Source organism: Lentilactobacillus kisonensis DSM 19906 = JCM 15041 (genome assembly GCF_001434135.1).
GTDB lineage: Bacteria > Bacillota > Bacilli > Lactobacillales > Lactobacillaceae > Lentilactobacillus > Lentilactobacillus kisonensis.
In genome coordinates, this window is sequence record NZ_AZEB01000033.1 from 1 (window position 1) to 22,485 (window position 22,485).

The following is a 22,485-nucleotide window of genomic DNA, read 5'->3' on the forward strand; positions in this document are numbered from 1 at the left end:
AAATCATAGATCTTGGACAGCTTCTAAGATCAAGCCAATTCCAAACCCAATTAGTGGCACCCAGATGTAGTTCATTTCGATCGCTGTCAGTGCTTGTGGCGTCTGTTGGTGGTTAGCGACATACCCGTTCATGCTTAGCAGGAAACCAGTAACGGCACCGCCAACACCCATTCCGAAGTTAGATGAAATTCCGGAAAACGAAGTAACGAGGCCTTCAGCCCGAACGCCATTTTTCCATTCGCCATAATCAACGGTGTCAGCTAACATAACTGGTAGGAGGCCAGCGAAGAAGCCGTTGCCGAAATAACCAAGAATGGTGGCAATTGCCAGAATTGGCACGCTCAAATAGTGGGCACCAATTCCTAAAATGATTTGGCTAATCACACAAAGCCCCAGTCCAATTGACATCGTTCCCTTTTTACCGAAGTGGGCGGTTAGGTATGGCGTAAAGACAATGACGACCAGCGAAATTGCTTGTAGTCCTAACATCACGGAAGCTAAGCCAGCATCATGCATATTGTACTTGAAGAAATAAACGGTCACTTGAAGCTTGGTTTGCATGCCAATCCAGAAAAAGAAGTACATCAAGGAAATAATCATCCAAGGCCAGTTTCCCTTTAATGCCTTAATGGATTCAGACAATGGTAACTTATGGTCGTTTTTTGGATGAACCCGTTCACGCGTGTTTTTGAACGTTACCAGTAATAAACAAGTTGTTAACACGCCAATGATGACAGCTGTTAAGAAGAAACCAAGTTGGTTGTTGCCGCGGCCAAGTAGGGCGACCATCGGCAAAACCATTACTGAAATTAATGTAGCACCCGTGGTTGCCAGAACTTGGCGAACCGTGCTTAAACGAACCCGTTCTTGGGGGCTACTGGTTAATGATGGCAAAATCGAGGTAATTGGGATGTTAATCCCAAGGTAAAGGACGTCAATGGCAATATAGGTCACATACGCCCAGATCAGCTTGCCCATGGAATCGAGTGGCACTGACGAAAAGGCTAAGATAAAGAATAGCCCATAAGGAATCGAGAACCAAAGGAAGAATGGCCGACTCTTGCCCCATTTAGTATGGGTATGGTCAATTAAGATCCCCCAAGCTGGGCCACAAACGGCATCAACGATTCGGGCCAGGAAGAACAACGTGCCAATAGCACCGGCAGCAACCAGAAAAACGTCGGTGTAATAATACATCAGGTAGGTACCAACCATCCCGTTGGCAATATTGCAGGCGAAATCACTCACCCCATAACTCACCCGTTCTTTGTTACTTAGCTTCTCACTCACGTCTGGCTCGGCGTGATTACTCATATCTGAAGAAGATAATTCTTTTTCTAATTTCATCACTCATCATCCTTCCATTATCTGGTATTCATCACAAGTTGCTTGAATCAAGAACTTTTTCCCAAGCATTACTGCCATCGGTTGCTTCAACCGTGAATAATTTAGAATTGAAATCGGCTGTTAAGCGGGCAGCTGTTTTTCCATCAGCCGAAGTTCTGGTAACGGTTAGTTGAGAACTGCTTGGTTGATCAACCTGAATACGACCGTCAAGGTCAAACGCTGAACTGGTATTTCTGAAACGAAGTAGTGAGAAGAGGTCCTTAACAACCGGTCGCTTGGTTTCTTGATTAATTTCGTCAAGTGAGTAGTAGTGGCGGTTGATGTTTCGGCCTTCCTTGGTTTTTTCAAGCAGGTCTAAATCATTCTTACCGGCAAGCAAACCAACGTAGTAAACCTGTGGAATTCCGGGGGCAAAAATTTGGGTTGCCCGGGCTAGCAGATAGGCTGGATCGTTGTCACCGAGAGCTGAGTAATAGGTTGTATTGATTTGGTAAACGTCGAGGTTGTGGTAGGCGGTGCTTGAGTAAACTTTCTTGACGTTTGCGCCAACCTTGTACATTTCTGATTTGGTGTAATCGAGCTCATCGTCAGATAAAATATCTTTGGCGTCAACCACACCGATGCCATCATGGGTATCCAGCGTCGTAAATTGATGCATCGGACTGGATTTTAACCAGCCTGCAAGCCGAGTCGTATCACCGGAATACAAACTGTACAGAGTGACGATGGGAAGAGCAAAGTCGTAGCTGAAGTAGTCATGGTCGGTCAGCTTACGAACAATATGATAATTTTCATGGATTTCGGGCAATAGCGTTGTCCCATGTGGTGCTGTGATTTTGTTAATATTGTCCAGTAAATCCCAGATTTCAGGTTCAACGAAAAAGTCATTCGTATCAAGTTTCTTAACCGCATAGGCAAATGCATCTAAGCGGATGATTGAGGCGCCATTTTTCATCAGGAAGTCCAACGTATTTTTAATGAAGTCTTTGGTGGCCTGCTTGGTGACGTCGAGGTCGATTTGATCCTCACCAAACGTGTTCCAAACCTTCCCCTTCTCACCGTCAGCGAACGTAATTTCTTGAACTGGGGCCTTGGGTTTCCGCTTATAAATCAAATCAATATCTTTTTGGGTGGGGCGGCCAGCTGGCCAGAATTCGTCCCAGTGAATAAATAGGTCCCGATAAGCTGACTGGTTGTGGTTCTTGAGAAAGTCTTGGAAGTATTTGGAATGTTTAGAAATATGGTTGACCATGAAGTCAAACATTAGGTAATACTTCTTAGCAAGTGTTTGAACGTCTTCCCAGTTGCCAAACTTTGGATCGACTTGCTGATAATCAACGGGTGAAAAGCCGCGATCACCAGCTGATGGGAAGAATGGTAGTAGGTGGACCCCGCCAACCACGCCATCGAGGTTTGTACTTAAGACGTGTTGCAGATCCTTTAGATTGTTGCCAAGGCTGTCTGGATAAGTGATGAGCATTGCTTTATTTGTTAATTTCATGAATTTGTCCTTTCGTATCGATACAAGTCGGCGGCCCAAGGTGCGAGCTTGATTGTGGTGTTAAGCGCCTGGTTAGGATAATTGCTTAAGACCAATTTAGTGAGTTTTAAATGATTCGGAACCGTAAACGTTGCTGGCTGGTCACTTAGGTTAGTGACCACTAAGTAGCCGCCAGTAGGCGTTTCACGGGTGTAAACGTAAAGCTGGTGGTCGTGGGTATCAACCAGTTGGTAGCGGCCATTTAGTAATATTGGCTCTGTTAACCGTAGATGAATCAATTGACGATAAAAGTTCAAGGTCGCAGCTGGGTTAGCCTGCTGAGCGGCAACGTTGATCTCGCGATAATTTGGATTAACTTCAATCCAGGGCTGAGTGGCACTGAAGCCCGCGTGTTGATCACCAGACCATTGCATTGGCGTTCGAGCGTTATCCCGGCTCTTGGCCCGCAAGCTGGTCATGATTTTTTTAACTGGCCAGCCAGCCGCTAATTTTTCTTGATAAAAATGCTTGCTATCGAGGTCACGAAATTGGTCGATGTCTTTAAACGAAACGTTCGTCATTCCAAGTTCTTGGCCTTGGTAAACAAATGGGGTGCCTTTCATTAAGAGGTACATCATCCCAAGAGCTTGGGAACTTTTTTCCCGGTAATTGGTGTCATTACCAAAGTATGAAACTGCTCGTGGTAAATCATGGTTCTCAAGGAAGAGGGCGTTCCAGCCATTGTCGGCCAAGCCGTTTTGCCAGCGGGTAAGGGCAGCTCTTAGCTGGGCAACATCGACCTTGCCAACCGTGAACTTTTCCCAGAAACTCACGTGATCAAATTGGAAAATCATATTGAAGTAGCCTTGCTGGCTATCGACCCATTGCTTTGCCCGAGCAATCGGAACGCCACCAGCTTCACCAACGGTCATGAGGTGATCGCGTTTGAAATCTTCGCTGAGCTCGCTGAGGAAGGTATCAATCCCAGGAACGTTGTTCATCGCTTTGTCCGGGGCATCTACGTTTTCAAAATTCTGCAATTTTTTCAAATGAGAAATCGCGTCAAGCCGGAACCCATCAACTCCGTGAGCCGCCCACCAGTCAATAATGTCACTGACGGCTTGGTGAACTTTTGGGTTCTCCCAGTTGAGGTCTGGTTGCTGTTTGGCAAAGAGATGATAGTAGTATTCATCGGTTTCAGGATTGTATTCCCAAGCAGGGCCACCAAACAAAGATTGCCAATTGTTGGGCACCTTACCATTGACCGGTTTTTGCCAAATATAAAAATCGTGGTAGGGGTTATCTCGGGATTGTTTGGCTTCTTCAAACCAATGATGCTGATCAGAAGTGTGGTTGATGACCAAGTCAAACACAACTTTAATATCGTTATCGTGAAATTTTGAAATCATCGAGAAAACGTCGGTGAGCTTGCCATATTGCGGATCAATTTGCTTGTAGTCGGAAACGTCATAACCGTTATCAACGTTTGGAGAAGCAAAGAATGGTGAGAGCCAGACAAAATTAACGCCAAGTGATTTGATGTATGGAATTTTGTTAATAATTCCTTGAATGTCGCCGATACCATCATTATCACTATCAAAAAAGCTTTTCGGATAAATCTGGTAGCCAACTGCATTTTGCCACCATGATTGGTGGGATGCCGATTGATCCAAGTTGAACACCTCCAAATAAATGTAACCCTTTTCATTAAGCTATCATACAGGTTAAAAAATTCTATGTCAATCGTTTGACATAAATTAACATAAAATGGATTTAAAAATTGCTTGTGGTATACTTGGTCATAAATAAAACGCAAGGAGACGGGCAAATGCAGCCGAAATTAGAAGATGTGGCCAAACTGGCCGGTGTGTCAACTACAACTGTTTCACGGGTCATTAATAACCGTGGGTACTTGTCAGAATCCACAAAGGATAAGGTGTTTAAAGCCATGCAACGGCTAAATTATCAGCCAAGTTCGGCTGCCCGTGCCCTTCACGGAAAACAATTTAAGCTAATTGGTCTAATTTTTGCCGGAATTACTAATCCGATCATTGCGGAAGTGGTTGAGAAGATTGAGGACCGGCTATTTAATCGAGGCTATAAAGCGATTATTTGTAATAGCTTGGATAATCCTGAGAAAGAACGGCAGTACCTGCGGATGCTAATGGCAAATCAAGTTGATGGGATTATCACCGGTTCTCACAATGAAGGCATCAAGGAATACGGAATGACCGAGTTACCGATTGTTTCTTATGACCGGTATTTTAAAGATAAAATCCCAACTGTCAGAAGTGATAACTATGGTGGTGGTCAGTTAGCGGCTAAAACGTTAATTGATAAGGGTGCTAAAAAATTGTTACTAGTATCCGGTAGTATTGATGTTCAAATGCCAAACAACGACCGAATTACGGGGTTTAATAAGGCAGTTGAAGACCGAGGATATACGCCACAGACCGTTGAATTACCATATAATTCGACGCCGGCAATTAAGCGGGCAACGATTCACCAGTCACTACTAATTGATCATCCAGATGGTATCTTTTGTACTGATGATTTGACCGCTATTTTGTGTATGCAGGAAGCCAAAAAAATTGGCATGAAGATTCCAGATGATCTTCAAGTAATTGGGTTTGATGGGTCCACGAACGTTCAGGAATATAATCCGGAATTGAGTACGATTGTTCAGCCGTTAGATGACATTGCGGATCTGCTGGTTCGATTGTTGTTTAACCGTTTGGACAATGAAGATGAAAAGCTATTAGAAGAGTATACATTGCCGGTGGAACTAATCCAGAGGGAGTCGGTAAAGAACTAGTGAGCGGAACAAAGCGGTTAGAAAGCGGAGCCTAAGTCGCTCCGTTCAGAAATCCTGGGCTTGGATTTTTGAACGGAGTGGCTTAGGTGCAGCTTTCTGCTTTGTGCAGCTGTCCTAAAACTAGTGAGCGACAAGCAATGGGTTGATGCGGTGTGTAAGGGTGACCTGATTAAAATCCCGGGTTTGGGATTTTGGTCAGGTCACCCTTACACGTTAGCATCAGTTGCATCGGAGCGGTCTTAATCTATGGTGCCTAAGAAATCCGATCTTAGAAGGCTCGAAGTGTAATCGCGTATTTAAAAAGCATACTTGCTTAGTAATTCTAATTCACGTAACAGTAACACGAATACTAAATGTAAAATCCACCAAAAGCATCACACGACCTATTTAAAAATATGTCGTGTGGTGTTTTTGATTTGGGATCAAAAAGGAACCGAAACGAAAAGTTTCATTTCCTGGTTGGGGTCTAATTTGTTTATATTATTATTTTTAATGAAAAATGTGTGGGTAAGCAATCTTTAAAAACGATAGAGATTAAAGCTTTATGAGCGGCTTTTTAATCTAATGACGATTTGTATGTTATTGTTTGCCTGAAGTTATGATTACGCTACGTTTGAGGTGGGGAGGTAATCGATATGAAACGAATCATTAGTTTGGGAATATCACTATTGTTTGGGGTATGTGCACTTAGTATGACCGAGATTTCGCCATGGGCGGCGACCAGTAATCCGATCGGAGCGACGTTTAGCGGCATGGGGGCAGCTAAGATTTATACACCATCACCGGTTAAGCCAACGACGACGACTAGTTTTGATATTTTCCTTAAGCCACGTAATGAGATCGCTTACTATCAACGGGCAGAAGCCGTTAATACGCCCGGTAATCAGCAATTTAAAGCATATTTGACGCCAACAGGCATTCGAGAGCAGTATGGACAACCAGTATCGATCACTAATCAATGGGTTACTTATCTCAAGCAACACCACCTAAAGTCCGTGGTTTATCATAATGGTTTGTTAATTACGGTGAGTGGGAAAGTTGCTAATATCGATAAATTGTTCAAGGTTAACCTAAATCAGGCACAGTATCATAGTAATCCGGTTCAGTTCAGTTCAAAAAAGCCGACAATTCCAGCAACACTGGCAAAGTCTGTTTGGGCGGTGTTGGGAATGGGGGATCACAATAAAAAATATAGCATTCCCGATACGAATGACCCACTGATTCAAAGAGGGACTTCCATTGCTCGAGGCGGGTTTACTAGCCAGTTTGTTAATCACTATAACGTGCAACCCTTGTATAATGCGGGGCTGACGGGTAAGGGGCAAACTATTGGGATTATTGCCTTTGGAAATATCAGAAAAGGTAATGCTTATCATTTTTGGAAACATGAGAAGGCCAATTCTAATATGAATCGTTTTACGGTTCAGGATGTTCCTGGAACTTTTTTTCGACCAAATCTAATTAGCCGGAACGAAGGTGAAACAACCATGGACGTTGAATATGCGGGTTCAGTTGCGCCAGAGGCCAATGTTCGACTGTACTGGGTACGGAGTGGCATCCCCGCTTATACCAACCTTGTTAATGCTTATGCAACGGCCTTTAATGAAAATCGGGTTAGTTCACTGTCATGTAGTTTTGGAATAGGTGGCGGAAATCTTTTACAGTCGCTGATACAAAGAAAAGTGTTAAGCAAAGAGTCAATGAACATTCTCAATTTTGTGATGGCCCAAGGAGCGCTGCAGGGGACTTCTAATTTTACGGCATCGGGTGATACCGGGGCCTTAGCTTATGATGTCAACGGTCAAGCGGGGAACCATCTTTTGATGAATCGCTCAATCAATGGAATTGATCCGGTTGCTGCCAATTCCTGGATTACTTCGGTCGGTGGCACGACCTTACCATTTTCACGACAAGAGATAAGTCCACAGTTACATTTTAAAGGGACGATAACCGTTCCAAAAGAACGGGCCTGGGGATGGGATTATCTGTTTCCAGCGATAGATAGCACAAACGGTCTCGCTCATAATCCAAGCCTATTAGTCAAAAATTCACAAGGGAGTGGGGGAGGCTTTAACACCTTAGTCCCCACACCTGCCTATCAAGTCGGTGTTCCAGGAGTTAATACATTCAATGCTCGCAATTATGTTTCTAATTTGAATCAACCAACGATGGGGTCACCATTACTATCAGGAACGGGAACTGGACGGAATTATCCGGATGTTTCTGCGGACGCTGATCCCATGACCGGCTATAAAATTTATTTTAAAACGCAAGGGATTCAATGGCCGATTAGTGGTGGAACTAGCATCGTTTCGCCACAATATGCGGCGATGGCGGCAGTCATTAATAGTCAACCTAATCGGCCAAGAATGGGCTTTTGGAACCCCCAAATCTATCAGCTAGCTCAAGGTTCCGAATCACCTTTTACGCCGTTAAATGACACTGAAAATAATGCAAACCTGTATTACACGGGACAACCGGGAACAGTTTATAATCAAGCAAGTGGTTTAGGAGTCCCTAATTTCGCCAAGTTAGCTCAAGCTTACAAATAATGCGATAAAATAAAAACTAGGACATATTCCTTTCATTTTTTGTGTTCCGACTAGATGTCAAAACGTGGGACGCAGATTAATTTTAGAATATAAATAGAGGAGCCAAATATTCAAGCTTGGAATATTTTGGCTCCTCTATTTATGTTCTAAAACTAACCGCTTCATGCACCGCTTGGTAAAGACTCCCATAGATGAATTCGTATATAATACTATGTACCGCCTGGGGTTGCCAGGCGTTATTAGGAGTAAGAACCTATCAGTATTTTGTGAACTTGAAAGATATATTGGGGGTAGATCATAAAAATTCTTGCTTCCGATACTTTAATCGTGGGTTATACTGATGGGCTCTCTTAACAAGATCAATGCAAGCATAAAGCTTTCATTTAGGTCAAATAAATGGATGTAAAGGACATCCACCACCAATAATAGACTTTTTTTATTAATGTTCAATAATGTTGCTTGGGAAAGTGAGTTTGGTTTTAAACGAGTGATGAGGAGGATGGGATTAGCTTGAATCAGAGGAAGTTTAGATGAATTTTACTTATGATTTTGGTTATGGGTATAGATTGGATGGTTTTGTGGGATGGGAGTTTTTGTGATTTTCTAGGACTGCTCTGTGAAGCCAAAGCGTGTTCCACCAGGCAGAAGTTGGAACCTAAGCTAACTCATGCAAAAATCCCAAGCCCAGGGATTTCTGGTTTCTTGGCAACATAGTGGAAACGTGCCTCACCAAGCAGCAATCTGCTCATAAGCACCACAGCTGCAAATCCAAGCCCAGGATTTTCACCTGCGGAGACTTATGAACTGATTGCTAACCGTTTGGTTCGGCACTCTGTTCTTAGGACCGCTCCGCAAAGCAGAACTCTGCGTGTAAGCACCTATCGAAAAAATTCCAAGCCCGGGAATTTCCTCGATAGGAGACTTACACTCCGATTTCTCAGCGCTTTGCTCCGCTCACTCTGTGTTATTATTATTGTGATAATTTAGCGAGGTGACCACTTTGACACTTCAATTTGTGTTAGGAAAAAACGGGTATGATCATCAAGATAAGATGGTCCAAATCCTGCAAAACGATCGGCTGCAACATGCCGGTGATAAATTTTTTTACTTAGTTCCAAACCATATTAAGTTTGAATCAGAAGTTGATATTCTCAAGCGGCTTTCTGAGGCAGATACCGATATTACTGCTGAAAGCAACGTTCAGATTTTGTCCTTTACCCGGTTAGCGTGGTTCTTTTTACGGAATACGCCGCAATATCAGAAACAACGAATTAGTACCGCTGGGATCAACATGTTGCTCTATCAAATTGTTTTAGATAATCAGGCAAAGTTAATCTTGTTTTCACAAGAAGTTCATCATCCGGGCTTTATTGACCAAATTGCTCACCAGATTGCTGAAATGCAGGCTGGCAATGTTTTACCAGAAGACTTGCTGGCCTTGTTTGAAAATAACGATGCCGTTATTAGTAATGATTTGCGTGATAAGTTACACGATTTTTCCATTATCTATTCAGCTTACGTTAAACGAGTGACTGATCGGTATTTCGATAATCATAACGTTTTGAACTTATTGAGTGACAATTTAGAACAGCGGGATCTTACGCACACTCACTTTTACATTTCTGATTTTTCGAAGCTAACCGCACAAGAATGTCGTTTAGTTGAAACCCTCATTAGTAAAGCCGCCAGTGTGACCGTGTCACTGACTTTGGATCAGGCTTATCGCGAAAAATTACCACAAGAGCCCAACCTATTTTATCAACCCGCGCGCTTATTTCAGCGTTTATATAAATATGCCGCTTCTGAAAAGGTTCCTTATTTAGGTTCGGTGATGGCTGATCAACCACGGGTGAGTCAGGACATGCTAACGCTAGAACAGTATTGGGATGCCTCCAGTCGGATGGGGGCCAATACCGAGAGCCAACTGACCACTGCCAAACCCGTTGAGGTCTACCAAGCCGATAACGCCTATTCTGAGCTGGACCAGGTTGCCACCATGATTCATCGGCTAGTGGCAAGCGGTGATTACCGGTATTCTGACTTTTTAGTGTTAACTAGGAATTTAGATGCCTATAACAATATTTTGGACCCAGTATTTTCACTCCAGGCGATTCCATACTTTAAAGATATTCAAAAATCAATGGTGGATCACCCACTTGTCGAGTTGTTAGGATCGTTATTTGATATTTACGACCCCAGCCGCAACCACAACTATCAGTATGATGACATGATGCGGTTTCTCAAATCTGAGCTGGTGCTTCCCCAACTTGATGGTCAGCCAATGGCAATTGATGATTATCGTGAAGCCGTTTCGCTCACTGAGAATTTGGTTCTGAAGAATAATTATCAGGGCAGTCGGTGGACTCAGGATGAGGATTGGCAGTATGTCTGGGTTGCCGACGATGACGAGGGGACGATTGTTTCTGATAAGGATAAGGAAATTACCCGGAAAATTAACGTGATTCGTCACATGGTTAGGGACACCCTGCCTAAGTTTTACAAACGGTTGGCGAAGGCCAAGACAAATCGGGATGCCGCGGGTGTTTTATACCGGTTCTTGAATGAAGTTGGCGTTGCCGATCAACTTCAGGCATGGCGGGATGCTGCCATTGACGCCGAAAACATCGGCCGTTCTAGTCAGATTGAACAAGTTTGGCGGACGTTCTGCTCGTTACTAGATGAATGTGTGGCGATTTTAGGGGACAAGCCGTTTATCGCTGCTGATTTTTGGGCGCTATTGTACGCTGGCTTTGAAGGGGCGGACTATTCTCAGATTCCCTCAACGTTAGATCAAGTTGCCGTTTCTGAAAGCGGCATGGTCCAGATGGGCAATCGCAAAGTTACCTTTATGATTGGGGCAAATGATGACAACATGCCTGCCCGAATGGTTAACGAGAGCTTATTTGGTGATGACGACGTTGCCCAGCTGCAGCAAAATTTGAGTGACGACAAATATTTAAGTGATTCTGCTGATGAACAAATGGCGTCTGAGCCGTATTTGAATTACTTAGCTTTTCTGACCGCAAGTGACCGGTTGATTTTTACTTACACCGGTCAGGCCAGTGATGAGACGAGTGTCCAGCTATCACCATATGTTCAGCGGATTGCCACGCATTTTGGCCTGACAATCAATCACTATCCTGCCATTCCAACCAGCCAGCAGCCGGTTGATCAATATGTCGGCACCAAGCGGGCAACTTTGCATCATCTAATCCAAGTCATTCAAGATGCTTATAAGGATGATCAACAAGCAGTTAACTTATCGGCGGAGTGGTGGTTTATTTTTCGGGCGTTCAATCAGGATCCTGAACTGGCCAAATTAACGCAAAAATTACTGTCGAGCATTGCCTACAAAAATGATCCCAAACCATTGAAGACAGATATTGTCACTGGCTTGTATGGGGATAAGCTGGATGTCTCAATTTCTCAGTTACAATCTTTCTACGAAAATCCTTACGAATATTTTCTTAAGTATGGATTGCGACTTCAAGAGCGGGAAAAATTTGAACTATCAAGTGCGTCGACAGGAACTTTCTTCCATGAGGCCCTTGACCGAATCTTTAAGGCCGTTCATGAACAACACATCGATCTCACAACGTTAAGTGATCAGGATATTCATGATCTGGTGGCTGAGAATGTCCAACAAATGATCACCAATCCTGATAACTATCAGTACGTCATTTTAACCAGTTCGAACCGGATGACTTATTTAACCTCCCAACTGCAAGCAACCATTCAGCAAATGATTCAAGTCATGCGCGATCAGCAGACCGCCACGCCAATGCGGCCGTCGACGACTGAAAAGGTTTTTGGTCAGCCAAGTGGCAATAATCTCAAGGGGTTATCGTTTGATTTGGCTGATAATCGGTCAGTGAATGTCCGCGGGCGAATTGACCGGATTGATTCAATGAAGGCTGGCGATAAGCATTACTTTGGGATCGTTGATTATAAGTCGGGTAATAAAACGTTTGATTACAATGAAGCCTATACGGGTATTTCGATGCAGCTACTCACCTATTTGGATGTCCTCAAGCAAAATCTGGCTGAACTTAGCCCAGATGATCCAGACGTTTCGCTAGCCGGGGCGCTTTATCTCCACATCATTAACGCAAAGTTAAAAACGGCTGACTTGCAGAAATCGGGCTTTGATGCCGCACTGCTTGATCAGCATAAATATCAGGGCATTTTGGTGTCTGATCCAGATCTCATCAGTGGCCTGGAGCCTGATTTAGAAACTGGCAAATCCGAGGTCTATCCATATAAGCTGACGACTAAAGGAAAGCCGTATAAGAGTTCGGCATTGATTCCAGAACAGGACCTAGAGGCGTTTTTAGCCCATACTGAAGGTCTCATTATTAATGCGGCAAACAAAATTTTTGCTGGTGATATCAATTTGTCACCAACTAAATATGGCAGCCGGTCGGCCATGCAACATACGAACTATCAATCAATCATGAACTTTGATCCATTATTGGGAGATAGGCAGTCGCCGAACAATCGATACCGGTTGATCGAGAAATTAAGTCCAAAGGAAATTATTGAAAAATTGCGGGAGGAGCAGAAATAAATGGATTACACTCAAGATCAGGAAAAAGCAATTAATGATCGCCCCAAGGGAAATATCCTGGTTTCCGCTTCGGCCGGTTCTGGGAAAACGCGGGTGTTGGTTGATCGGATTATTAAGATGGTCAAAAACCATGAAGCAAATATTGATCAATTGTTAGTGGTGACGTTTACCAACGCTGCGGCCAAAGAAATGCGCCAGCGACTTCAACAGTCACTTCGAGAGGTATTTAACGCCGCCAATGACCCGCAGGAGAAGTCAGCGTTACTAAAACAAATTCAAAAGGTGCCGGTGGCTGATATTACAACCATGGACGCTTATTGTCAGAAGCTGGTGTCTCGGTATTACTATATTTTAGGGATTGACCCCAATTTCCGAATTCTTTCGGATCAGACTGAACAGGAATTACTGAAGGATCAGGCATGGGAAGGCGTCAGGGAGGCCCTTTATGGTGAGGATGAAGACGGCTCATTTGCTAGGCTAACCGAGAATTTTTCCGATGATCGTAGTGACGATGGGCTGACCCGGGTCGTCTATCGGATGGATGAGTTTGCCAACGTTACCGATGATCCAAATGGCTGGCTAAACAACGCCGCTCGCTTTTACGATCTTCAGGGTAAAAGCTTGATTAATAGTGACTTTTATAAGCAATTTATCAAACCACAGATCGACGATTTCTTCAGTCAAATTGAAATGGATCATTTCTTGATGATTCAGTTGGCACAGCAAGCCGAATTATATAAAGACGAAGAATTTCTAGATAAGCAGTTGGATTCAATCAAGCAGTTAGCCCAACGGTTGGCAACTAGTTCATCGTGGGACGAGCTGCGGGATGCCATTAATCAATTTTCGTTTGCTAGCTTTAGTGGCTCAAGGAACCTTGATGATTATCAGAAAACGGTCCATAAACGGATTACTGAAATTAACGGCGACATTAAGAATAGTGGCAAGCAATTTCAACAATTCCAGCAACGCTATTTCCTATTGGACGAAAAGACAAACGTCCAAATTATGCAGGCAGCTAAACACCGGATTGAAAAATTGGTGGCGGTCGTACAACGGTTCCGTGAGGCCTATCGTGAATTGAAGGCACAACGCCATTTGATGGAATTCATTGATATTGAGCACGCCGCCTTTGATATTTTGAACGCCGATAGTGACCAGGCTAAGCTGATTCAAAAGAAGCTCCAGGACCAGTACTACGAAATTATGGTTGATGAATATCAAGATAACAATCGGCTTCAAGATGCCATTTTGAACAAAATTACCAAACCTGACCAGGGCAACCGATTTATGGTTGGAGATTCCAAGCAATCAATTTATCGATTCAGGCTAGCTGACCCCCAAATGTTTATTGATAAGGAGGAAGGCTATCCAAAGTCAGACAATGATAATGAACTTGTATCGTTGTCGGAAAACTTTCGTTCGGCCCAAAATATCGACAACTTTACTAACCTTATTTTTGAGCAGGTGATGGATAAGCAAGTTGGCGAGATTGATTATGGCAAGGCCAAGCTAAAGTTTGGTGATACGGAGACGTTGAAAAATTACCCATCGAAGGTGTCACTGCTTATTTATAATAATGATAAATCGGCAGTGACTAACGATGAGCCAGCGGATGCCCAAATTGAGGATAGTGATACGGGCCAGGTTGAGATTATTGCCCAAAAGATTCGGCAGCTGCTCGACAACCATGAGCAGGTTTACGATAAGGATCATTTCAGAGACATCACGCCTGGAGATATCGCGATTATTTCGCCAACCCATAATAGTGAGTTAACGATGGCCGACGTATTTCGTCAGTACAACATTGACGCTGAAATCACTGGGGCTAAAAGTTACCTCAAAACCACTGAAATTCAGGTTATGATGGCCTTATTGTCAATAATTGATAACCCCTTCCAGGATATTCCACTAGTTGCCGTGCTGCGGTCACCAATCGTTAGCCTCGATGAAAATCAGCTGGCATACCTGCGAATTAATCGGAAAACGGGTGATTACTACCAAGCAATATTGGCATTCTATGAAGCTTATCCAACTTCTGAGCCAAACGACTATGCGCAGCAAGTGTATGCCAAGTTAGCCACGTTTTTGGATCAACTTAAACATTTTAAAAACGTTGCCCAGCAAGATGGCTTGGTCTCACTGATTTGGGATATTTATAATACTACCGGTTATTTGGATTACGTCGGTGGGATGCCCGGTGGTTATCAGCGGCAAACCAACTTGCACGCCCTTTATGAACGGGCAGCTGATTATGAGAAGAACGGTTTTAAGGGACTCTTCCGGTTTGTCTTGTTTATTGAACGCATGCAAGCCCATGACAAGGATTTAGCAACGGCCAGTCCAGCAACCGCGGAAGATAAGGTTCAGGTGATGACGATTCATGGCAGCAAAGGGCTCCAGTTCCCAGTTGTTTTCCTAAATGATATTGGCAAAAAGTTCAATGATCAGGACTTAAAGGGCAACTATATTTTTAACGATCACTTGGGAATTGGCATTTCCTACCTAAACACGGAAACCCGGGAAGTGTCTGATCCACTCCAAAAGGAAGCCGTTAAGGCAGTTACCAAAAATGCGTTTTTATCTGAGGAAATGCGTAAATTGTACGTTGCGATGACGCGAGCGGAACAACAGCTTTATTTGGTCGGTAAAATTACGAGTTCAAAGAATAAGCCGTTTGATGCCCAAACACAGATCCTGACGTGGCAGTCCAAGACAACTGCGGGAAGCCTCCAGCTGCCGGTTGCTACCCGAAAGAGCGCCCAAAACTACCTTTCATGGATTGGGCCGGCAATTTCCCGTCATCCACTTGTGATGGCCAAATTTGGTGATAGTCAGGCGTTTGCTGAATTGGCTCACGATCAAGCTAAATTTGACGTGACCTTTTATGATAATGCTAAATTGACTCAGATGATGGGTGAACAACAACCTGACGAATTATCGCCAAATGAGTGGTTAAAACAGTTGGCAGCCACTGTACCAGACAAAGTACCGGAAGCGGACCGGATTACTGATTTGATGACCTATCAGTATCCTCACCAAGCTGCCACCCACACAACGGCTTATCAATCGGTGTCAGAGATTAAGCGGCTATTTGACGATCCAGATAACGTGCAGTTAGGCAACTATTCCTTGCTGGACGCTGACCAGGTGATCAAACCCAGTCGTTATACCCAATCAAGCTTGGCAGCCCCAACGTTTATTTCTGGTAACGGTAAAAGTGCCCCGTCGCCAACCGATGTCGGAACGGCAACCCACATGTTGCTGCAGCAGATTAATCTTTCAAAGACGCCGACTGAAGCATCCGTGGCGGCACTTCGTGATAATCTTGTTAAACAAGGGATCATTCTTGCTAACGTTGCTGATCAAATTGACCTTTCAGGTGTCTTAAAATTCTACCAAACGTCAGTCGGAAAACGGGTGTTGGCAAATTCCCAGCAAACTTATCGAGAAGTACCGTTTTCACTCTTGATGAAAGCGAAGAACGTCTTCAAAAACTTTGCTGATGGTGATCAGCGAATCCTCATTCATGGCATTATTGACGGCTATGTAATCACTGAGGACGGGGTTTATCTGTTTGATTATAAGACTGACCACCTATCTTCTAAGGTGGGGGTGGAGACGATTGTTGACCGGTATCGTGGCCAATTGGAACTATATGATGTGGCACTGAGTAACCTGTTAAAGCAGCCAATTGCTGCCAAATATTTATACTTATTAGCGGATAATCAGCTGGTTACCGTTCAGTAGTCTTACGGATTGTTAAAGTTTGAGCAGAAAATGACTGTTAAAAAATTCTCGGTGATATAATTTAGTGGATATATCAAAAACGGGGATTGGATTTATGAAAAAACTCTTACAAATCATAACGGCAATAATCTTGGTGGTTACAATAACGGGCTGCTCGTCAGAAACCAAGGCAGGTAATCGGGGAAATGCGGCTAACCAAGTCAAATTAGTAAATTGGCGGCGGCCCTCAGAAACAAAACCATACCCAAAAATCACGCACGCAAATAAGCGATATATTTGGGTTTCAATTGCCAGGCAGCGGGTATACATCATGAGTCCTGACAAACGGATTCTGTACACGATGTATGCCTCAACTGGTAAGGATAACGCTACGCCAAAGGGGACTTTCCATATTCAGCAGCAGCGTGGCAATTTTTTCTACAACCAACGCTCTAAAGAAGGCGCCCATTATTGGACTTCTTGGAAGGACCACGGCGTGTATTTATTCCATACGGTTCCAACCAATGCGAAGGGTCAATACATTAAGTCTGAAGCCAAAACGTTAGGGATTGAACCTGATTCCCATGGCTGTATTCGCCTATCAATCCCGGATGCTAAGTGGATTAACCGGACGGTACCAGTGGGGACTAAGGTTGTTATTAACTAATTGCGAAATTAAGCAGTAGCTATTGTTAAAGTTAAGACTAAAAAAGCCAATCAAACAACTTACTTCAAGTTATTGAAGTAGTTGCCTGATTGGCTTTTTGATTAACTATTTTCTTGATTTTAAACTAGCTTAAATTAAACAAGTTGACCAAAATAACGCCCATCACTAAAATGACGGCAATTAAGCCGATCGAGAATTTTGTAAAGAACTTACCGTTAATTTTATTTAACAGGAAAAACGTAATCCCCAAACAAATAATTCCGATTACGTACATGACAATGAGTGCCAGTTTAACCGTTGAATCAGATCCTGCCATTTCCATCACCCCACCAAGAGGATTATACCGCATTTCTAATGATTACCCAATGATGAGTTGGTAGGCATATCGTGGGGTTTCCTCGTCGTCTTTTTCAGCCATGTAAATGGTGCCACGTTTGGTGAAGCCGTTGGTCGTAATGACGTGTTGCATCCCTTTGTTATCAGGATGAGTGTCGATTCGAACGTCCTTATAGCCTAAGACGCTTGAAATAGTGATCAGGCCGGTGATCATTTTATCTGAGAGGTGTTGGCCTCGGAAATTTGATGACATCGCAATTCGATGGATTGCCGTGTAACGGCCATGGATACCGTTAACCCACTTACCGCCATGGAGGTTTAAATAGTTAACGTCTAACCCTTGGTGAAGGGCAGCGGTAGCAGCAATTTGGTCATCGATGATTAGGACATAGGTGATGCCAAACTTCACGTCGGTTTCCAGTGTTTCATCATCTGGGTAACCATTTTGCCATTGGTCGATTCCTTGAAGCTTTAGATAGGCTTTGGCTTCTTCAATTATTTTTTTGATTGTTGGTAGATCTTCATTAGTTGCTTGTCGTAAATACGTTGCTGGCATCAAGCTCACATCCTTATTGATATTTCTAACTGAAATGATTAGATTCAAATAACACGAAAATGCATTATAGAACAAAAGGAGGGGATGTGCAAGAAGTAAGTGAGCGGAGCAAAGCGGTTAGAAGTCGGAGCCTAAGCTACCCCGTTCAAAAATCCCTGGGTTTGGGAATTTTGAACGGGGTAGCTTAGGTGCAGACTTCTGCTTTGCGGAGCGGTCCTAATCAATGTAAAAAGAGAACGGTCACTGTGTTGCCAGGAAAACAAAAATTTCCGGATTTCAGTTTTTGGCGGAGAAGGCTTAGGTGCAGCTTTCTGCTTTACGGAGCGGTCCTAATCAATGTAAAAAGAGAACGGTCACTGTGTTGCCAGGAAAACAATGATTTCCGGGTTTCTGGCTTTTAGCGGAGAAGCCTTAGGCACAGCTTCCTGCTTTACGGAGTGGTCTTGCTCAAAGTAATCTCAGATTCTGAGCTTGAGTCGGAAGTGTTTTGGATGCAAGGCTTAGCTTGGTGTAACCTTTGCCAAAGGCCTAGATTCTAGCAACAGTACTTTTGCAAAGATTTAACGTTCAACCAACTCATTCACGCCTACTGCATTCCCGCGAACCCATTTAAAATCACAAGGGAAATTTTAGATCACAAACGGGTTAGAGCAGGCAAATGTAAACTTTGCCTACTTTGATCACTACATGGAAGAAACGATTCTAAACAACGCCTTTATAAATTAGGCCAGCAAAAAACCGTGAGTAAATTTTACTTCACTCACGGCCTTATTTGTTAAACATATTAATCTTCCAAAGCTTCATTGGTTTTTTCTGACGCCTTTTCTTTAACGTCTTCTACTTTATCCTTAGCCTTACCGGACGTTTTTTGTGCTTTACCCTTTAATTTGAGCTTATCGTTTCCGGTGGCGTCACCAACCGTTTCCTTCATTTTGCCAACTAATTCGTCTTTTTTGTTTTTTAAATTTCCCATAACTCCACATCCTTTCCTTATCTATACCATAATCATAAATGAATGTATAAAGACGTGCAAAACTAACGCCTACCATTTTTACATGAGGATCCTTTAAAGAGAGGTAAATTATGTCGGTTATAGCCAAGTGGCCTAAAGATTGTGCTATTATTGGTACAAGACTAGGGGTGAAACGAATGGCTGATAAAAATAACTCAGCGATTAAATCAAAACAAAATCAATCAACTAACGATACCAAGAAGCATCAACAAGTTTTAACCATGATTGCGTTGATGACTTCCAAGTTGTTGGGGGAAAATACATATGCAAAAAGTTCAATTTATGCTGAACGACTGGCAAGAGGGGGAAAGGAATTTCTTGATCGCCCAATTCAGCAGAGCATGTCACTTGCTGCCTTCAAATTATCTAAGGAAGTCCAATTAGGCTACTTAGCCGCTGTTAACGACTTGCGGTCGGTGTCTCTAGACCAGGTTTACTATCTTTCATTATGGGCGATGGGATCTGATAATGATCAAATTATTAATCGGGGTGCGGGAAACTCGTTTTCCGAATATTTGGCACAAAGTAAGGATTCTCGGAAATTTAAGCGTGGCTATCAAACAGCGGTTATTCAATTTATTAGGGCAATTGCTGGTGAGAATGGGGTGTTGGCAAAACTCAGCGCGGCTTTTCAAGCATTGTCGTTTGATGATGCGACTCAGTTAGCTAACGATTGGTTTAACCATCTCAATAGTTACATGAAGGGAGCTAGCCCGTTTCGAAAGATTACGGACGGCGTTAAGGATCCTGCAGACCAGCGCATCGTACAGGGACTCTTTGATGAGCTTAATAATGGTTTCTTGATGGTACACCCAATAGGTGATGATGCATCGCCGTTATTAGGAAATTACGTTTACACTGGCGACGACTTTAGCGATCAACACGATTTGCCTGCCATGATGATTCAATCGTTAGGCGACCTCAGTTTGTCAGAGACTGTCAACCTATTTGTGAACGGTAAATTTAGCGAAGCGTTGGATTTACTCTGTTCATTAGGCATCTATGAGTTTGGGTATCGGGGGTTGAGCCAAGATAATGCTGATTTAGTGGGGATGCCAGCAACAACATCGGTGGATCTTGAAACGGTTATTAAGGCGACTACCGCAAATTTACCAGCGATTTTAAGCGACCTTAATACGCCGGCGACATTTGCTGATTTGGCTGCTAGCTTATCGGTAATCGACCTCAGTAATGCTGGGACTGCCCGTAACGCTAAGAAGCAAAACTTTCAGAGAAATCTCAGTGTCGTGATGGACAATGATAAGAAACGACTCATAGACGACCGTGGCCAAACGGCACTTATTAACTACGGTCCTTTGGAGACATTTCATGGGCTGATTGACGTTACGTGTTTGCTGCCGGTACTGGTTCGCTATACGCTGATCCGTAACCAATTATTAGCTCAGATTAAATCAGGTGATTATGCGGCCTCAAGAAACGTTGCTTTACCTGATTTTGCGGGTACTTTATCGTTAACGGATTATGCTGAACAATTGGCGCGTTATCAAATTGATCAACTGATGGCGATTGTTAAGCGTGGCAAGAATGATTATGATGGTTTGAACCAAGCGGGCAGTATCAGTGCGTTTAACCACCTGATGCGGGTCGTTCCTAAAATGCGAACAATTAATCCTAATTATGCTGGAATGTCTAAGCAGACTAAGAAACTTTATTACTGGCTTTATCAAAGCTCATTTGCAAGCGATATTGCACCAGAAGACCGCGTTAAGCTTTGAAATAATGGCACTTCTTGTTATCAAAAAAATAAGCACAGGCCATTCTGAATCAGAGAATGAGCTGTGCTTATTTTATTTAGAGCTTGAATTTACACTTTAAGTGCAACACTAATTNAGTCTAAGAATTGTTTGGGGGCTTTAAGTGTTAAATAAGTTTGATTGCCAGTGCGGATCCCATGCCACCGCCCATACATAGTGACGCAATTCCGATTTCTTGCTTGGTTTGTTTGAGATTGTTGATGAGAGTTGTGACGATCCTTGCCCCTGAGTCGCCTAATGGATGCCCTAGGGCAATTGCCCCACCGCTGATGTTAACTTTGTCCATTGGTAAATGAAGGTCGCGGATGACGGCAACACATTGGGCGGCAAAGGCTTCGTTTAGTTCAACAAGATCAATATCACTGATGGTCATTTTTAGCTGGTTCAGTAACTTTTTCATTGCAAGGTACGGGGCATATCCCATTATCTTAGGATCGATCCCGGTTTCTGAGTAGCCAATGATTTCTGCGAGTGGTTGGATACCGAGCGCCTTAGCATGAGCCGTAGTTGTCAGTAGCAAAGCGGACGCACCATCATTTAATCCGGCCGAATTGCCAGCGGTGACACTCCCATTTGCTTTAAAGGCGGGTTTAAGGTGATTTAATTTGGTCATTGTCGTGTCGAATCGAATTGGTTCGTCTGCCATTATTGGGTCTGCTCGGCCAACCTGGGTAATTGGCACTATCTCATTATCAAAATGATGGTTTCTTGTTGCCGTGATTGCGTGTTGATGTGATCTGTAAGCAAACTGATCTTGGGATTCCCTTGATACGTTGAATTGGGTGGCAATATTTTCTGCGGTCGCTCCCATCATGATTCCGGACAGGCTGTCTCGTAAACCGTCATGTTCCAGTGCGTCTTCTATTGTGATTGAGCCAAATTTAGTTGCTCGACGTTGATCCATATTTAAGTATGGCGCGTTAGACATGCTTTCAGTACCGCCAGCAACAATCATGCTGGCTTCTCCCAGTCGAAGTGCGGATTGGGCCTGGTGGATTGCCTGCATTCCTGATCCACATACTTGGTTGACGGTAAACGCGGTCCGGTCTTGGGGGATGCCGCTGTTCAATTCGATTTGCCGGGCGATGTTTTGGCCGTTGCCAGCTTGGATGGCGTTACCGAATATAACTTGATCGATTGAATCTGGCGAAACGTGACCATTTTTAAGGACGTTTTTAACGGCTAAAGTACCGAGCTGTTCTGCCGTTAGATCATGAAGGATACCGTTTAATTTGCCGATAGGGGTTCGCTTTGCTTCTATAATGACGACTTTATCCAAAATTGTTGGCTCCTTTGCTAAGATTTCATGTGCTAGTATACTGGGTTATTAACTAGAATTGGGAACTTTTATCTCGACTTTAGAAATTAATAAAGCATTGATTTGAAGAAAAATGAATTAATTTCAAAATAGTTGTTGACCTCGTCCCAAATTCCTGATAGTATATTACTCGTTGCTTAGTTAGCAATTACAGATATACCAATTACTTCTTAAAAAGTTTTTGTTGACTTACAGGATTTGATGATATATAATTGTTATTGCTGTTGAGGCAAGGAAACATAAGGATTTACAGAGTCGAACAATTTAATTGTTTTAGACAAAAATGTTTGTGTTTCTAATGTAGACCTTTGAAAACTGAACAAAATTTTCG

The 22,485-nt window shown here is 43.2% G+C and carries 13 protein-coding genes; 6 read left to right on the plus strand and 7 right to left on the minus strand.

All coding sequences use genetic code 11. From position 1 onward, the window contains the following. Window positions 1-3: 3 nt before the first annotated feature. From FC98_RS12005 to FC98_RS12015, 3 genes are all read right to left on the minus strand, one after another. Window positions 4-1,314 carry a glycoside-pentoside-hexuronide (GPH):cation symporter gene (locus tag FC98_RS12005; protein WP_420805296.1) on the minus strand — a complete coding sequence of 437 codons (1,311 nt, stop codon included), beginning with the start codon at window positions 1,312-1,314 and terminating at the stop codon, window positions 4-6. A gap of 64 nt (window positions 1,315-1,378) precedes the next feature. Then, window positions 1,379-2,848 carry a sucrose phosphorylase gene (gene gtfA / locus FC98_RS12010; RefSeq protein ID WP_008858479.1) on the minus strand — a complete coding sequence of 490 codons (1,470 nt, stop codon included), beginning with the start codon at window positions 2,846-2,848 and terminating at the stop codon, window positions 1,379-1,381. Continuing rightward, window positions 2,845-4,509, minus strand: coding sequence for a glycoside hydrolase family 13 protein (locus FC98_RS12015; protein ID WP_082603046.1), 1,665 nt, complete (start codon window positions 4,507-4,509; stop codon window positions 2,845-2,847). The genes gtfA and FC98_RS12015 overlap by 4 nt, the downstream gene beginning before the upstream one ends. Before the next feature lie 146 nt (window positions 4,510-4,655). Here FC98_RS12015 and FC98_RS12020 point away from each other — a divergent pair, with 146 nt between their 5' ends. The 5 genes from FC98_RS12020 (at window position 4,656) to FC98_RS12040 (ending at window position 17,157) form a co-directional block, all read left to right on the plus strand. Beyond that, window positions 4,656-5,642, plus strand: a complete 987-nt coding sequence (locus FC98_RS12020) for a LacI family DNA-binding transcriptional regulator (protein WP_056949633.1) — start codon at window positions 4,656-4,658, stop codon at window positions 5,640-5,642. 635 nt (window positions 5,643-6,277) lie between these two features. After that, on the plus strand, window positions 6,278-8,194 hold the full coding sequence (locus tag FC98_RS12025; RefSeq protein ID WP_056949634.1) for a S53 family peptidase: 1,917 nt from the start codon (window positions 6,278-6,280) through the stop codon (window positions 8,192-8,194). A 1,000-nt stretch (window positions 8,195-9,194) separates the two neighbouring features. Beyond that, the gene (locus FC98_RS12030) at window positions 9,195-12,761 is read left to right on the plus strand and encodes a PD-(D/E)XK nuclease family protein (protein ID WP_056949635.1); all 3,567 of its coding nucleotides are present in this window, start codon (window positions 9,195-9,197) and stop codon (window positions 12,759-12,761) included. Next, window positions 12,762-16,511, plus strand: a complete 3,750-nt coding sequence (addA, locus tag FC98_RS12035; protein WP_054655935.1) for a helicase-exonuclease AddAB subunit AddA — start codon at window positions 12,762-12,764, stop codon at window positions 16,509-16,511. 94 nt (window positions 16,512-16,605) lie between these two features. After that, window positions 16,606-17,157: a L,D-transpeptidase gene (locus FC98_RS12040; RefSeq protein WP_040472086.1), complete on the plus strand. Its 552-nt coding sequence runs from the start codon at window positions 16,606-16,608 to the stop codon at window positions 17,155-17,157. 124 nt (window positions 17,158-17,281) lie between these two features. Here FC98_RS12040 and FC98_RS12045 read toward each other — a convergent pair whose 3' ends face one another. From FC98_RS12045 to FC98_RS12055, 3 genes are all read right to left on the minus strand, one after another. After that, complete coding sequence (locus tag FC98_RS12045) at window positions 17,282-17,473, minus strand: hypothetical protein (protein WP_040472090.1); 192 nt, start codon at window positions 17,471-17,473, stop codon at window positions 17,282-17,284. Between the two features lie 42 nt (window positions 17,474-17,515). Then, entirely contained in the window at window positions 17,516-18,049 is a 534-nt protein-coding gene (locus tag FC98_RS12050) for a GNAT family N-acetyltransferase (protein ID WP_008858493.1), read from the minus strand. Window positions 18,050-18,833: 784 nt separating this feature from the next. Continuing rightward, complete coding sequence (locus FC98_RS12055; RefSeq protein WP_008858496.1) at window positions 18,834-19,022, minus strand: CsbD family protein; 189 nt, start codon at window positions 19,020-19,022, stop codon at window positions 18,834-18,836. Between the two features lie 176 nt (window positions 19,023-19,198). On the opposite strand from FC98_RS12055, the gene FC98_RS12060 reads away from it, so the two are divergent. Next, window positions 19,199-20,797 (plus strand): hypothetical protein, encoded by a 1,599-nt coding sequence (locus FC98_RS12060; protein ID WP_054655931.1) that lies wholly within the window; start codon window positions 19,199-19,201, stop codon window positions 20,795-20,797. Window positions 20,798-20,942: 145 nt separating this feature from the next. On the opposite strand, the gene FC98_RS12065 is transcribed toward FC98_RS12060, so the two are convergent. After that, window positions 20,943-22,115: a thiolase family protein gene (locus FC98_RS12065; RefSeq protein ID WP_008858499.1), complete on the minus strand. Its 1,173-nt coding sequence runs from the start codon at window positions 22,113-22,115 to the stop codon at window positions 20,943-20,945. Between the last annotated feature and the right edge of the window lie 370 nt (window positions 22,116-22,485).